Consider the following 14,011-nt stretch of genomic DNA (forward strand, 5'->3'; position numbering starts at 1 on the left):
CAGTATAGATTTCAGCAGTTCGGTCGGTGCGCGGCAAGGAGCGAAATGACGACAGCGGCTGACGAGCTCGAAGCGATCCGGCAACTCAAGGCGCGCTACTGCCGGTTCCTGGACGCCAAAGATGTCGAGGGCTGGCGCGGCGTATTCACGACCGACGTGGTGGTGTACCTGGATATGGCGGTCTCTACTGGTGGGGCCGATCCCAAGACGGCGCCGCCACTGGAGGGTGTCGACAACTTCGTCCCGATGGTGCTGGGCGGGCTCGAGAACGCGGCCACCATGCATCACTGCCACACCCCGGAGATCACCCTGACCTCGGAGACCACCGCGACCGGCATCTGGGCGATGGAAGATTGGATCGTCTTCGGCGACGGCCACGAGTTGCACGGGGCCGGCCACTATCGCGAGACGTACGAGAAGCGGGACGGCAACTGGCTGATCAAGACCCTGCATCTGACCCGAACCATCCTGAAGCTCAGTGATGGCGGTGGCTAAGGCATTGAGCGGTTTGGGCCTCGCAGCGCGCGAGCTGGGCATGGTGCTGCCGCGGACGGTGTCGGGTCTTAACGAGTCGACGGGCTGGGTCCCGGTGTCGCGGCGCGGCGTGCGTCAGTTCGGCGAGGTCATGCTGGACGAGCTTGTGCTGAGCGGCTTCTCGCTGCTGGGCGGGGTCCCCGGTCCGCTGCGGCCGCTGAGTTCGTGCTCCGCGGCGGCCGAGGAATTGTCGGAACTGGGCATCGACCGTGCGCACGCCGACCCAAAACCGTTGCGGGTGACGTCGTTACGGCGGCGGCACATCGCGGGGCTGGCCTACGCGCGGATGATGTTCGAGCACGACCCGGCGCTGCCCAGCACTCTGGAAGCCGAGGGCCTGGGTGGTCCGGCGCGGGCGGCGGTGCACCTGTGCCGGCACCGCGACGGCCCGAGGCCATGGCTGGTATGGGTGCACGGCGCCGGCCAGGGCGGCACGGAAGACCTGTTGTTGTCTCGAATCGGCCGGATACATCACAGGCTGGGATTCAACGTCGCGATGCCGGTACAGCCCGGCCACGGGTGCCGCCGCCGCGAATGGCCCGCCTACCCGGACATGGATCCGCTGGGCAACGTCGCCGGCATGATGCGCGCGGTCTCAGAGGTGCGCGCCGTCGTTCGATGGGTGCAGCCACAAGCCACCGCCGTTGTGGTGGCGGGGATTTCGATGGGCACGCCGGTCGCGGCGCTGGTTTCCCACCTGGAGAGGCAGATCGACGCGGTGGCGCTGTACACCCCGATCCTGGGGCTCAACGCGATGATCGCGCGACACCTGGCGCGGTGGGGGCCGTCGCGTAACGGGTTCCGGGAGCTCTTGGGGTCCCCGGAGATCGCGAAGCTGGCATCGGTGATCGACCCGCTCGCGGTGGATCCCGCCCCGCCTCCGCACCGCCGGCTCATCGTCGGGGCATGGCACGACCGGATGGCGATGCGCGAACCCGCGATTGCGTTGCAGGAACGCTGGGGTGGGGAGCTGTACTGGTACGACGGCGGCCACGTAGGCCACGTGTTCTCCCGGCGCGTGCAGCGGGTCACCGAGCGATTCCTGCGCGGGATCGCCGACGACGCGGCCACCGGCTGATGGCACTCGTTCGGACCGCGCGCGAAGTGGTCGAGCTCTACAACCTCGTGGTGTGGAACCAACGCAACCTGACGCTGGCCGAGGAGTTGTTCGCCGACACCGTGATTCGGCACGAGGTGGGGGAGGCGCACACCCTGACCCGCGAGCAGGCGGTCAATCGCGTCAAGGACCTCTGGGAGTTGTTCGACAGCTTGCGCTTCGATTTGAACATCCTGGTCGCCGGCGACGACGGCGAGCACGTCGCGATCGTCTACGACTCGACGATGACCACCAAGGACGGGACCAATACCAACGTCGCCAGCATCGAGGTGTTCCGCATCGTCGACGGCAAGATCGTCGAGGTCTGGAATTGCGGCTACAAGCAAGGGGTTTGGAATTGAGCGATCGCCCGCTGGACGAATTGGGCTACTACCTGCTGGCCGGGGCCGGCGGCGAGGGACCGGCGACCTTGATGGACGAGGCGCGCCGCGGTGAGGAACTGGGCTTCGGCACCGCGTTCATCTCCGAGCGCTGGAACGTCAAGGAGGCCTCGTCGCTCGTCGGCGCCGCGTGCGCGGTGACCAACCGGATGCAGATCGCCACGGCCGCAACCAATCACAACACCCGTCATCCGCTGATCACAGGATCGTGGGCCACCACCATGCACCGGCTTTCGGCTGGCCGTTTCACCCTGGGCATCGGCCGCGGCATCGCCGCGATCTACGGAGCATTCGGCATTCCCGCGGTCACGACCGCGCAGATGGAGGATTGGGCCCAGGTCATGCGCCGGCTCTGGCATGGGGAGACGATTTTCAACCACGACGGCCCGATGGGCAAGTACCCGATCCTGTTTCTGGATCCGGACTTCAACGAAGACATTCGGCTGGCGTTGGTTGCCTTCGGGCCCCAGACGCTCGCGCTCGGCGGCCGGGTATTCGACGACGTCATCTTGCACACCTACTTCACCCCGGAGACGGTGCAGCGCTGCGTGAAAACGGTGAAGTCGGCCGCGGAGAAGGCGGGCCGCGATCCCGACAGCGTCCGGGTATGGTCGTGTTTCGCGACGGTCGGCGACCACCTTCCCGAGCGGTTGCGGCTGAAGAAGACCGTCGCACGCCTGGCCACCTACCTGCAGGGCTACGGCGACCTGTTGGTGCAGACCAATAAGTGGGATCCCGCTGTGCTGCAACGGTTTCGGGAAGACGCGGTGGTGACGTCGATCGCGGGCGGGATCGATCACAAGGCCACGCCCGAGCAGATCGAGCACGTCGCGACGCTGATACCCGACGAATGGCTGGAACCGTCGGCCACCGGGTCTGCGGACCAGTGTGTGGACCGCATCCGCAAGGAATTCGACTACGGGGCCGACGCGGTGATCCTGCACGGGGCGACGCCCGACGAGCTCGAACCCGTCGTCACGGCGTATCGCCTCAGGGCATGATGACGGTTCGGGTCACCGGTTCGGCGGCGGCCTGGCGGCTGGACAGGCCCCGCAGCAGGGCTGCGAGCAACGCGTCACGGGTCTCGCGAGGGTCGATCAGTTCGTCGAATCCCATGCCCTCGGCCGACCGGTACGACGCCTGCAACTCGGCGTTGCGCAGCTTTTCCGACAGGTCCTCGCCGGCGTGCGACGCCCTGCTCAGCGCGGCCGCGCTCATGGCGCCCATCGTCGCGCCGGGATAGGCGAAGGTCGCGACCTGGTGGTCGAACCCCAGCAGCGACATGACCATGGAACCGAATCCGTACGCCTTGCGCAGCGTGAGGTGCAGCTTCAACGTGGTGGCCGCCGTCTGCGCTGCGAACATTCGGGCACCGGCGCGCAGCACACCGCTGCGCTCGGACCGACTGCCGGGCAGCATCCCGGGGTTGTCGGCGAGGAAAACGATCGGCAGATGGAATGAGTCGGCCACCATGATGAAATGCGCCGCCTTGTCCGCGGCGGCGGCGTCGATGGAGCCGGCAAGCACCTGGGGCTGGTTGGCCACCACCGCGACCGGGTGGCCGCCGAGATGGGCCAGCGCGCAGATGATCGCCTTGCCGTACTGCGGCTGGACCTCGAACCAGTCCGGCCGGTCGAAGATCACGTCGAGCACAGCGCGCATGTCGTACACGCGGCGGTTGTCGCGGGAGACGATGTCGAGCAGCTCCGGCGTCTGCCGCGGCTCGCTGGTCTCGGAGGCGGGCAGCGGCGACGGGTAGGACCACGCGCTCGGCGGGAAGTACGACAGGTAGCGCCGGATATCGTCGAGCACGGCTTCGTCGTCCTCGGCGACGTTGTGGATCACCCCGCTGGGCAGAGCGACGTCCGGTCCACCGAGGTCCTCCTTCGAGATGTCTTCTCCCGTCGACTCTTTGACGACCGGCGGCCCGGCCGTGAAGATCGCGCCCTGGGCGCTCATGATCCGGAAGTCGCACACCGGGGCCACCAGCGCGCCGTGCCCGGCCGACGGGCCGAGCACCGCCGCTACGGTCGGGACGCGACCCGAGCACTGCGCCTGGGCGAGCAGGTCGGTCGGGCTGCGTCCGTAGTGCCCGCCCGTGGGACGAAAGCCCGCGCCCTCGAGCAGCATCACCAGCGGAATCTTGTCGCGCAGCGCCAGTTCGGCGATGCGGTATCGCTTGGAGTTGCCTCCGGGACCGATGCTGCCGGCCATCGTGGTGAAGTCCTCGGCGCCCAGCATCACCGGCGTGCCGTTGATCGCGCCGGAGCCCACGACGAGCGCGTCGGCCGCGACCTCGCCGCCGACGAGCGTGCCGAGCTCGCGGAACGTGCCCGCGTCGAGCAGCCGCTCGATCCGCGCGCGGGCGTCGAGCTTGCCCTTGCCGCGGTGCTTGTCGAGGCGCTCCGGCCCGCCCATGGCCAATGCGCGCTGGCGGCGGCGGCCGAGATCCTGCAGCGTCTCACCCCAGTCCTGGGCTTTCGTCATGCTTCTGTCCTACCTCGTGCGGCTGCGATCGCCTAGTTGGAACTTGCAGGGTCACATACTGGATTGCTTACTGTAAAGTTACCCGCATGGCTGAAGCCACCCGCCTCAAGATCGACGGGGGCATCCCCAATCGACTGGCGGTGGTGGCCGAGGCGGCCGCCGCGCTCGAGCAGCAGGGATATGACGGGGGCTGGACCGCCGAAACCAGTCATGACCCGTTTCTGCCGCTGCTGCTTGCCGCCGAACACACGTCGCGCCTCCAGCTCGGCACCAACATCGCGGTGGCGTTCGCGCGCAATCCGATGATCGTCGCCAATGTCGGTTGGGACCTGCAGGCGTACTCGAAGGGTCGATTCATCCTTGGGCTGGGCACCCAGATCCAGCCCCACATCGAGAAGCGGTTCAGCATGCCGTGGAGTCACCCGGCGCGCCGGATGCGCGAATTCGTTTCCGCGCTGCGCGCGATCTGGTCCGCCTGGAAGGACGGCACCAAGCTGCGCTTCGAGGGCGACTTCTACACGCACAAGATCATGACCCCGATGTTCACCCCCGAGCCGCACCCCCACCCGCCGCCGAAGGTCTTCCTCGCCGCCGTCGGCGAGACCATGACCGAAATGTGCGGCGAGGTCGCCGACGGCCACCTCGGTCACCCGATGGTCTCGAAGCGCTACCTCGAAGAGGTGACGCTGCCGGCGCTGCGGCGAGGCATGCAGCGCTCCGGCCGGGACGGCAGTGGCTTCGAGGTGTCATCCGAAGTCATGGTCGCGACGGGCGACAATGACGCCGAGCTGGCGGCGGCGATGACCGCCGCGCGCAAGCAGATCGCGTTCTACGGATCCACACCGGCGTACCGCACAGTGCTCGACGTGCACGGTTGGGGCGACCTGCACGCCGACCTGAACCGCCTCTCTAAGGAAGGCGAATGGGACGCCATGGGTTCGCTCATCGACGACGAAATGCTCGGTGCGTTCGCGGTCGTCGGCCCGGTGGACACGGTTGGCGCCGCGCTCCGAAGTCGTTGCGAGGGCGTGGTCGACCGCGTCTTGCCGATATTTTTCAAAGCCTCTCCGGACTGTATTGCCACCGCACTGAAGGAGTTTCGCCAGTGAGCACGCCCACGATGGATGACGCCGCCAAGCTGCTAACGGATCCGCTGGCGTACACCGACGAGGCGCGGCTGCACGCGGCGCTGACTCACCTGCGGGCGAACGCGCCGGTGTCCTGGGTCGACGTGCCGAACTACCGGCCGTTCTGGGCGATCACCAAGCACGCCGACATCATGGACATCGAGCGCGAGAACATGCTCTTCACCAACTGGCCACGCCCGGTCCTGACGACCGCGGAAGGCGACGAGATGCAGGCCGCGGCGGGGGTGCGCACGCTGATCCACCTGGACGACCCGCAGCACCGGGTGGTGCGCGCGATCGGTTCCGATTGGTTTCGTCCAAAGGCCATGCGGGCGTTGAAGGTTCGCGTCGACGAGCTGGCCAAGATCTATGTCGACAAGATGATGGCGTCGAGCCCCGAGTGCGACTTTGTGCAGCAGGTGGCGGTCAATTACCCGCTCTACGTGATCATGTCGTTGCTGGGGCTGCCGGAGGCCGACTTTCCCCGCATGCTCAAGCTGACCCAGGAGCTGTTCGGCAGCGATGACTCGGAGTTCAAGCGCGGACGCACCAACGAGGACCAGCTGCCGGCGTTGATGGACATGTTCGAATACTTCAACGGCGTGACCGCGGCACGCCGCGAGCACCCGACCGAGGACCTCGCGTCGGCGATCGCCAACGCCCGCGTCGACGGCGAGCCGTTGTCCGACATCGACACCGTGTCGTACTACCTCATCGTCGCCACCGCGGGACACGACACCACCAGCGCCACCATCTCCGGTGGCATGCAGGCACTCATCGAGAACCCGGACCAGCGCGAGCGGCTGGGCGACAACCTCGACTTGATGCCACTGGCCACCGAGGAGATGATCCGCTGGGTCACCCCGGTGAAGGAGTTCATGCGCACCGCCGCGGAGGACACCGTCGTGCGCGGGGTGCCCATCGGAGCGGGCGAGTCCGTGCTGCTGTCGTACGTGTCGGCGAATCGCGACGAGGATGTCTTCGACGACCCGTTCCGCTTCGACGTCGGGCGTGACCCCAACAAGCACCTGGCCTTCGGCTATGGCGTGCACTTCTGTATGGGCGCCGCCCTGGCTCGCATGGAGGTCAACAGCTTCTTCTCCGAGCTGCTGCCAAGGCTCAAATCCATTGAGCTGAACGGTGATCCGGAGCTGGTCGCGACAACATTCGTCGGTGGCCTCAAGCATTTGCCGGTGCGCTACTTGTTGGCCTGAATCGGGCCGCGCCCGCTGAGCGGTCCGCTTAGATCGCGCTCGCTAGACTCCCCGTGGAGGACCAGGCAATGGCGCGCAGGACGATTCTCATCACGGGTGCCAGCGACGGCATCGGTGCCGCGGCGGCCCGTCGGCTGCGCAGTGGCGGCGAGAACGTCATCGTAGTGGGGCGCTCGGAAAGCAAGACCGCCGCGGTGGCCGCCGAATTGGATGCCGACTATTTCGTGGCCGACTTTTCCGACCTGTCCCAGGTTCGGGCGCTGGCGGACAAGATTCGTTCCCAATACCCGCGCATCGACGTGTTGGCCAACAACGCCGGAGGCATGTTCACCGACGTCCACAACACGGTTGATGGGCACGAGATAACGTTCCAGGTCAATTACCTGGCGCCGTTTCTGCTCACCACGCAGTTGGTGGAGGTGCTCGTCGAGTCGCGTGCCTCCGTGATCAACACGACGAGCTCGTCACAGCGGCTGCTTCCGCGAGTCAGGATCTCCGACCTGGACAGCACGGCAGGACGCCGACCCAGCGTCGCGTATGCCTTGAGCAAACTGGCAATTGTGTTGTTCACCATGGAGTTACATCGGCGATACCATGCCAGCGGGCTGTCGACCGCGACGTTTCACCCCGGCTTCGTCAACTCGAATTTCGGCGAGGCATCGGGGTCACGGTTTCTCACGTTCATGAAGTACCGCGTGCCGATAAGCGCCCGATTTACGCTCACCGCGGACCAGGGAGCCGACCAGCTGGTCTGGTTCGCGTCGAGCAGGCCCGGCGTCGATTGGACGTCTGGCGAGTACTACGTGAAGCGCAAGATCGCGAAGGCCAATCGTGCGGCTTATGATCCCCAGCTCGAGCGCGAGTTGTGGGACCGCACCCTGGCCAAACTGGGGGTCGCGCCGTGACCGCCCCGATCGCCCTGGTGACCGGCGGTGGCTCGGGGATCGGTCGCGAGGTTGCAGCGCGGCTGCGCGAGGCCGGTCACGGGGTCGTGGTGTGGGACCTGTCCGGCGGCGACATCGCTTGCGATGTCAGCGATCCCGAAGCCGTATCGACCGCGATGGAACAAACCGTGCGCAGCCACGGCGCGCCCACCCGGGTCGTGACCTGCGCAGGGATCGGCGCGTCGGGCATGCTGCTCGAACAGCCGCCCGCGGAATGGGAGCGGGTGTTGGCGGTCAACCTCACCGGCACCTGGCTGACCATCCGGGCCGGGGCACGGGCCATGGTCGACGCCGGCGTGGGTGGCTCGATCGTCGCGGTCTCGAGCATTAGCGGCACCCTCGCCGACCGCGACATGGGCGCCTACTGCGTGTCCAAAGCGGGCGTGGACATGCTGGTGAAGGTCGCCGCCGTGGAATGGGGTGTGCACGGCATCCGGGTGAACGCCGTCGGGCCTGGTGTCACCCGGACGCCGATGCTGGCGAAACCCGAACAGCTTCCCGGCTGGGTGGAAGGACTGACCGAGCGGACGGCCCTGGGCGGCGTGGGTGACGCGGGCGACGTGGCCGGCGCCATCGTGGGCGTTCTCGAATTGCCCTGGGTGACCGGCCAAATCGTGCACGCCGATGGCGGCTTGGCGCTGCACAGCCCCATCGACGCCTACGGTCAAGCCCAGCGGACGATGGGCCGCAAGGACTAGCTGATCCCGTAATCGATGATGCCCCGGACGATCTTGCCGTTGAGCAGGTCGTCGTAGGCGTCGTTGATGTCGTCGAGGCGATAGCGCCTGGTGATCATCTCGTCGAGTTGCAGTTGCCCGGTTTGGTAGAGCCTGGCCAGCCGGGCGATGTCCGACTTCGGGTTGCAGGAGCCGAATATGGTGCCCGCCAACGTCTTGTTCATCAGGATGAAGTCCTGCAGCTCGATGTTGACCGACCGAGTCAACTGCGAGGTCATCCCCGTGAGCACACAGGTTCCGCCCTTGCGGGTGAGCCGCACCGCGTCGCGCACGTCGTCGGGGGTGATCAAGGACGGCGAGACCACCACCGCGTCGGCCATCACCCCGTACGTCAGGCCGCGCACCAGGTCGAGCGCCTCATCGAGGGTCGCGGTGCTGTGGGTCGCGCCGAACCGCAACGCCGACTTCTGTTTGAACTCAACGGGATCGACGGCGACGATCTGCGCGGCGCCGTTAATCCGGGCGCCCTGGATCGCTCCCGTGCCGATCCCGCCGACGCCGATCACGACGACGGTGTCCCCAGCGCGCATGTTGGAGCGGTTCGCGACTGAACCGTAGCCGGTCGGGATCGCGCACGACAGCAGCGCGCTCGGCGCCAGCGGCAGGTCCGGCTCGATCTTCACGAGCGAATTCGTCGATACGACAGTGTGTTCCGCGAACGCACCGACCTTCGCGATGTGGCCCAGATTTCGGCCGTCGGCGGTGTGATGCCGGAAGGTGCCATCGGTGGGCATTCCCGGAATCATGGTGCCGATCCCGACGTCGCAGATGTACTCCATCCCGGTCGCGCACCAGCGGCACTGTCCGCACACGGCGACGAACGACATCACCACGTGGTCGCCGGGCACCACGCCGGTGACGCCCTCGCCGACTTCACGCACGATGCCGGAACCCTCGTGGCCGCCGATCATCGGGAACATGGTGGGCAGCCCGAGGGATCGCATCACCTCGTTGGGCGCCGACATGTCGCCCTTGAGGATGTGGTCGTCGGAATGGCACAACCCCGCGGCGGCCATCTCGACCAGAACTTCGCCCGCTTTCGGCGGATCAAGCTCGAATTCCTCGACAGACCAGGGCCCTCCGACATCGTGGAGGATAGCCGCGCGGCTTCTCATGCGGCCGGGCTGAACGTGACCGGAAGCTTGTTGGGCGACCGGAAGGTGAGCCCGACGATTTTCGACTCCTCGCCGGTTCCGTCGTCGGGCACGAACGCCAAATCCTTGACCCGGTCGAAGAGGCTGTTCAACATGACCCGCGTTTCCAGGCGCGCCAGATGCATGCCGAGGCACATGTGGATGCCGCCGGCGAACGCGATGTGTGCCTGGCGGGGCCGCTGAATGTCGAACGTGTTCGGATCGGTCCAGCGGCTGTCGTCGCGGTTGGCCGAGCCCATGCACATGTCGATCTGCGCTCCGGATGGGATTGTCTTGCCACCGATTTCGACTTCCTCGGTCGTCGTCCGCATCACCATGGTCAACGGGGTTTCGAACCGCAGGCCCTCTTCGATCGCGCTCGGAATCAGTGATCGGTCCCGGGAGACCATCGCCAACTGCTCGGGATGCGTCAGCAATAGGTACAGCAGGTTGCCCGATGAGCGATAGGTGGTCTCGAGTCCGGCGGGCAACAGCAGGCGCAGGAACGCGATGATCGCCTCGTCGCTGAGCTTCTCGCCGTCGATTTCAGCGGCGACCAGATCGCCGATGATGTCGTCGGTGAGTTTGCGCCGCCGCTGTTCGACCTGGTTGAGGAAGTAGCCATGCAGCTCGGTCGCCGCGTTGAGCCCCGCCTCGATATCGGTGGGGATCGAGATGAGGTCCAGCGATAGTCGCCGGAAGAGGTCGAGATCCTCGCGGGGGAGTCCGAGCAGTGTGGAGATGATCCGCGTCGGAAATTCGAAGGTCACCGCCTTCACCAGGTCGGCGTGACCATCGTTCTTGATTTCGTCGACCAGCCGATCGCAGACCGGCCCGATGACCGAAGGCTCCCAGCGCTCCAGCGCGGTGGCGCGAAACGCCTTGGCCACCAGGTTGCGGTGGTCGTGATGTTCCTTGCCGCCCATCGCCAGGATGGTGTGGCCCATCACCAAACCGATGGTCTCGTCGTACTTGTGCGAGCTGAAAATGCGGTCGTCGCGGAACGCCTGGAACAGGTCGTCGTAACCGAACAGGACCCATTCGTCGGGCGGGCGCATCTCCTCCGGCATTTGGGAGTGGTCCGCCAGGGCACCATGCCAGACCGGGTCGGTGCGCCGCATGTACTCGAAGAACGGATACGGGCTGGTTTCGCCGGTGAGGTCGAGAGTGACGGGCTGGCCGCCCGGGTCGGTGCTGAGCGTCATCCGCGCTCCTCCTGAACAGCCGGTATGGCGGGTATGGATCGAAGGGAATATCGCTATCATAGTATAAATAGCAACGAAGCCCAACGGTCTTGTAGTAGTTACCGTAATGGGCACAGTATTGACCCTGGTGTCAAGAAGGCGGAGATTCAGCAGGTGCCCACGCGGCGTTTCGTGTGCTCCCTCGACGAGCTGCCACCCGGCGGCATGAAACTGGTTGACGTCGGGAAGTTCGGCGTGGGCGTGTACAACGTGCGCGGCGCCCTGTACGCGATCGTGAACTACTGCTCGCACGAGGGTGCGCCGCTGTGCCTGGGCCTGATCGGCGGCACCAACGAGTCGGCTCCGGAATTGCCCGATCGGATGCGCCGGGTGCGGGACGGTCAAATCGTTCGATGCCCTTGGCACAACTGGGAATTCGATGTCACGACGGGCCAAAACGTCGCCGATCCGCGACGCCGCGTCCGCACCTACGAAGTCGACGTCACCGACGGTGAGGTGTACCTGACAGCATGAGCCCCAACGTCATAGATACCAATGTGCAGCCGCACTTCCGCTACAACGCCGAGATCCGGCGCTATCTCCCCGATGCCCACAAGCTGCGGGCGATCCCCGATGTCGAGCAGCAGTGGTACCAGGCGCCGGGCGGCGATTACCGCCAAGACCTCTACGGAGAGAACTACCCGGGGTCGGATCCCGACACCGTCGGCCGCCATTTGTCCTCAAACGGCGTGGACTACGCGATCCTGAACCCGCTGACCCGCGGAAACATCGCGGATTACCTGCTCAACAGCAGGATCTGCGCCGCGGTCAACGACTGGCTGCTGGACCGGTGGCTGGAACCCGACACCACCGGCCGCTTCCGTGGCACCATCCGCGTCAACCCCGAGGACCCGAAGGGCGCGGTCGCCGAGATCGAGCGCCTCGCTGCGCATCCCAAGCTGGTGCAGGTCGGCGTTCCGATGCAGTCGCGCGAGCCGTATGGCAAACCGATGTTCGAGCCCATCTGGGAGGCCGCGGCCGCCCACGGCCTGCCGGTCGCGGTGCACATCAACGGCGGCAACGGCGTCGACCATCCGCCCACGTTCGCCGGCCACGCGCACACCTACCCGGGATATGCGGCCTTCATGCCGCTGAACTACTTCGTGCACCTGGCAACCCTCATCGTCGAGGGCGTGTTCGGCCGGCACCCGAGCCTGAAATTCGTGTTCGCCGACGGCGGTTACGACATCCTCACCCCGTTGATGTGGCGACTGGACACCTTCTGGTTGTCGATGCGGGACCAAACACCGTGGGTGGACCGCTATCCCAGCGAGTACCTGCCCGGCCATGTCCGGTTCTGCTCGTCGGCGTTCGACGGACCGGTCGACACCGGCGCGATGCAGCGCTGGATGGAGTTCAGCGGCAAGTCCGACCTGCTGATGTACGGGTCGAGCTATCCGCACTGGTCCACGTCGTCGCCGGACGCGATGGCCGAGGGACTCGACGATGCGCAACGCGACAAGGTGTTGTGGCGGAACGCCAGTGAGCTCTACGGGATCAAGGAGCGTGTGTGATGACAACGATCGAGCGAGTCGACTCACCAACGGGTCAGGAAGACGAAATCGCGGTCACCATCGTCGACACCGATGTGCACCCGCTGCCCGTCTCCGCCGAGGTGCTCAAGTCCTACGCCCCGGCCGAATGGGTGGACAAGATCTGGCCGACGGGAAATGCCGTCAGCCCCGTGCCGCACTTCTACGACACGCCGGACTCGTACAAGACGATGTCGCTGCGCCTCGACGCGGCCCCGCCCGACGGCGGAGTCGCCGGCAGCGACCCGGATTTCGCCGCCAAGCAGTTGCTGCTCGACGCCGGTGTCAGCATCGCGACCCTGGAGCCGATGTGTGACGCGCAGCTGCCGCAGGCCGAGCATGTGCTGAAGTCGACCCACAACGACTGGCTCGCCGACGTCTGGCTCGACAAACACAACTGGCACGGCCGCTGGCGCGGGTCGATCAGCGTCAGCGCGCAAACGCCCGAGCAGGCGGCCCGCGAAGTCGAGCGGTGGGCCGGGCATCCGTACATGGCACAGGTGCTGATGACCCCGCAGACCCGTGGAATCCCTTTCGGCAACCCGCATTTCGACCCGCTCTACGAGGCCGCCTCGCGCAACGGGTTCCCGGTGGCCACGCACCTGATGGGTCAGACGCCCTTCGAGTTGATTCCGTTGTACCCGGTAGGCAACCCCGCGCACTGGCATGACTTCTTCGCGTCCTGGCCGCTGCTGTACGTCTCGCACCTGATGAGCCTGGTGTTCGACGGTGCGTTCGATCGCCATCCCGACCTCCGGGTGGTCTTCGTCGAGGGCGGCTTCACCTGGGCGATGCCGGTGATGTCGCGGATGGACAGGATTTGGGAAGCCCGCCGCGGCGACCTTCCGCATGTGCGTCGCCGCCCCTCGGAGTATGTGCGCGAACACGTCCGGTTCACCACGCAGCCGCTCGAGGACACCGACACCGTGCAGTTTCGCGAGTACCTGCAGATGATGGACCTCGGCGACAATCTCATGTTCTCGACCGACTACCCGCACTGGAGCTACGACGCCCCGACCTACGCCATCAACCGGTTCCCCGCCGACCAGCGCGAGCGGATCATGCGCGGTAACGCGACCGCGCTCTACGGGCTACCCGCAACCGTCAAGGCGTTGCCCGGGGAACGGTGAGCGATGGCCGATCTGACCGCCAAGTTGAGCGCTCTGATCGGCGAATACGACGCGAAATGGGCGGCGCTGGATATCGCCGGCGTCGCCGACCTCTGGGAGCGTGACGATCCGCGGCCGATGTACATCGGCGACGAGTACGCGACGCCGCTGATCGGCGCCGACGCACTCGACAGGCATTGGGCCCGGCTGGCCGGCCGCTTGAAGCGGGCATCGATGTCATCGCGGCTGTGGTGCGCCGAGGAACTCGCCGGCGGCATTGTTCGCTGCGTGCTGCTGAGCCGATGGAGCTTCACCGGAGAAGAATCCGATATCGCGCACACCGGCACCAGCTGGATCACCTGGCTACTCACTCCTCGCGGCGACGGGTACCGCATCTTTCACCACATGGAATCGCAGGTCTACCTTGAAGAGGGTTTCCCGGACGGAAGTTGA

Annotated in this window: 15 protein-coding genes; 12 read left to right on the forward strand and 3 right to left on the reverse strand. The window is 66.2% G+C overall.

The annotated features are described in order from the left end of the window. The first annotated feature begins 45 nt into the window (after positions 1–45). The 4 genes from A5744_RS09605 to A5744_RS09620 are packed head-to-tail and all read left to right on the forward strand — an operon-like array spanning position 46 to position 3,032. Positions 46–495 carry a nuclear transport factor 2 family protein gene (locus A5744_RS09605; RefSeq protein WP_076060398.1) on the forward strand — a complete coding sequence of 150 codons (450 nt, stop codon included), beginning with the start codon at positions 46–48 and terminating at the stop codon, positions 493–495. Beyond that, positions 488–1,612 carry a PHB depolymerase family esterase gene (locus tag A5744_RS09610; protein WP_083679255.1) on the forward strand — a complete coding sequence of 375 codons (1,125 nt, stop codon included), beginning with the start codon at positions 488–490 and terminating at the stop codon, positions 1,610–1,612. The genes A5744_RS09605 and A5744_RS09610 overlap by 8 nt, the downstream gene beginning before the upstream one ends. Continuing rightward, the gene (locus tag A5744_RS09615; RefSeq protein WP_076060401.1) at positions 1,612–1,992 is read left to right on the forward strand and encodes an ester cyclase; all 381 of its coding nucleotides are present in this window, start codon (positions 1,612–1,614) and stop codon (positions 1,990–1,992) included. Before A5744_RS09610 ends, A5744_RS09615 begins: the two co-directional genes overlap by 1 nt. Beyond that, positions 1,989–3,032: a TIGR03857 family LLM class F420-dependent oxidoreductase gene (locus A5744_RS09620; RefSeq protein ID WP_076060666.1), complete on the forward strand. Its 1,044-nt coding sequence runs from the start codon at positions 1,989–1,991 to the stop codon at positions 3,030–3,032. The genes A5744_RS09615 and A5744_RS09620 overlap by 4 nt, the downstream gene beginning before the upstream one ends. Here the strand turns inward: A5744_RS09620 and A5744_RS09625 are convergent. Then, complete coding sequence (locus tag A5744_RS09625; RefSeq protein ID WP_076060403.1) at positions 3,022–4,518, reverse strand: carboxyl transferase domain-containing protein; 1,497 nt, start codon at positions 4,516–4,518, stop codon at positions 3,022–3,024. The two genes, A5744_RS09620 and A5744_RS09625, sit on opposite strands and share 11 nt — an antisense overlap. 86 nt (positions 4,519–4,604) lie before the next feature. Between A5744_RS09625 and A5744_RS09630 the strand changes: the two genes are divergently transcribed. The 4 genes from A5744_RS09630 (at position 4,605) to A5744_RS09645 (ending at position 8,501) form a co-directional block, all read left to right on the forward strand. Further along, complete coding sequence (locus A5744_RS09630; protein WP_076060405.1) at positions 4,605–5,627, forward strand: LLM class F420-dependent oxidoreductase; 1,023 nt, start codon at positions 4,605–4,607, stop codon at positions 5,625–5,627. Positions 5,628–5,638: 11 nt separating this feature from the next. Further along, on the forward strand, positions 5,639–6,859 hold the full coding sequence (locus tag A5744_RS09635) for a cytochrome P450 (RefSeq protein WP_076060667.1): 1,221 nt from the start codon (positions 5,639–5,641) through the stop codon (positions 6,857–6,859). Between the two features lie 68 nt (positions 6,860–6,927). Further along, positions 6,928–7,764 (forward strand): SDR family NAD(P)-dependent oxidoreductase, encoded by an 837-nt coding sequence (locus A5744_RS09640; protein ID WP_076060407.1) that lies wholly within the window; start codon positions 6,928–6,930, stop codon positions 7,762–7,764. Continuing rightward, positions 7,761–8,501, forward strand: coding sequence for an SDR family oxidoreductase (locus A5744_RS09645; protein ID WP_076060409.1), 741 nt, complete (start codon positions 7,761–7,763; stop codon positions 8,499–8,501). The genes A5744_RS09640 and A5744_RS09645 overlap by 4 nt, the downstream gene beginning before the upstream one ends. Here the strand turns inward: A5744_RS09645 and A5744_RS09650 are convergent. Both A5744_RS09650 and A5744_RS09655 read right to left on the reverse strand, forming a co-directional pair. After that, complete coding sequence (locus tag A5744_RS09650) at positions 8,498–9,655, reverse strand: Zn-dependent alcohol dehydrogenase (RefSeq protein WP_076060410.1); 1,158 nt, start codon at positions 9,653–9,655, stop codon at positions 8,498–8,500. The genes A5744_RS09645 and A5744_RS09650 overlap by 4 nt on opposite strands. Continuing rightward, positions 9,652–10,878, reverse strand: a complete 1,227-nt coding sequence (locus A5744_RS09655) for a cytochrome P450 (protein WP_076060412.1) — start codon at positions 10,876–10,878, stop codon at positions 9,652–9,654. Before A5744_RS09655 ends, A5744_RS09650 begins: the two co-directional genes overlap by 4 nt. Before the next feature lie 153 nt (positions 10,879–11,031). On the opposite strand from A5744_RS09655, the gene A5744_RS09660 reads away from it, so the two are divergent. The 4 genes from A5744_RS09660 to A5744_RS09675 are packed head-to-tail and all read left to right on the forward strand — an operon-like array spanning position 11,032 to position 14,011. Beyond that, a complete protein-coding gene (locus tag A5744_RS09660; protein WP_076060414.1) occupies positions 11,032–11,391 on the forward strand; it encodes a Rieske (2Fe-2S) protein in 360 nt (119 codons plus the stop codon). Next, positions 11,388–12,431, forward strand: a complete 1,044-nt coding sequence (locus A5744_RS09665) for an amidohydrolase family protein (RefSeq protein WP_076060416.1) — start codon at positions 11,388–11,390, stop codon at positions 12,429–12,431. Before A5744_RS09660 ends, A5744_RS09665 begins: the two co-directional genes overlap by 4 nt. Further along, positions 12,431–13,579: an amidohydrolase family protein gene (locus A5744_RS09670; protein WP_076060417.1), complete on the forward strand. Its 1,149-nt coding sequence runs from the start codon at positions 12,431–12,433 to the stop codon at positions 13,577–13,579. Before A5744_RS09665 ends, A5744_RS09670 begins: the two co-directional genes overlap by 1 nt. A gap of 3 nt (positions 13,580–13,582) precedes the next feature. Next, positions 13,583–14,011: a hypothetical protein gene (locus tag A5744_RS09675; protein WP_076060419.1), complete on the forward strand. Its 429-nt coding sequence runs from the start codon at positions 13,583–13,585 to the stop codon at positions 14,009–14,011.

This window comes from Mycobacterium sp. IS-1264 (genome assembly GCF_001954195.1).
GTDB lineage: Bacteria > Actinomycetota > Actinomycetes > Mycobacteriales > Mycobacteriaceae > Mycobacterium.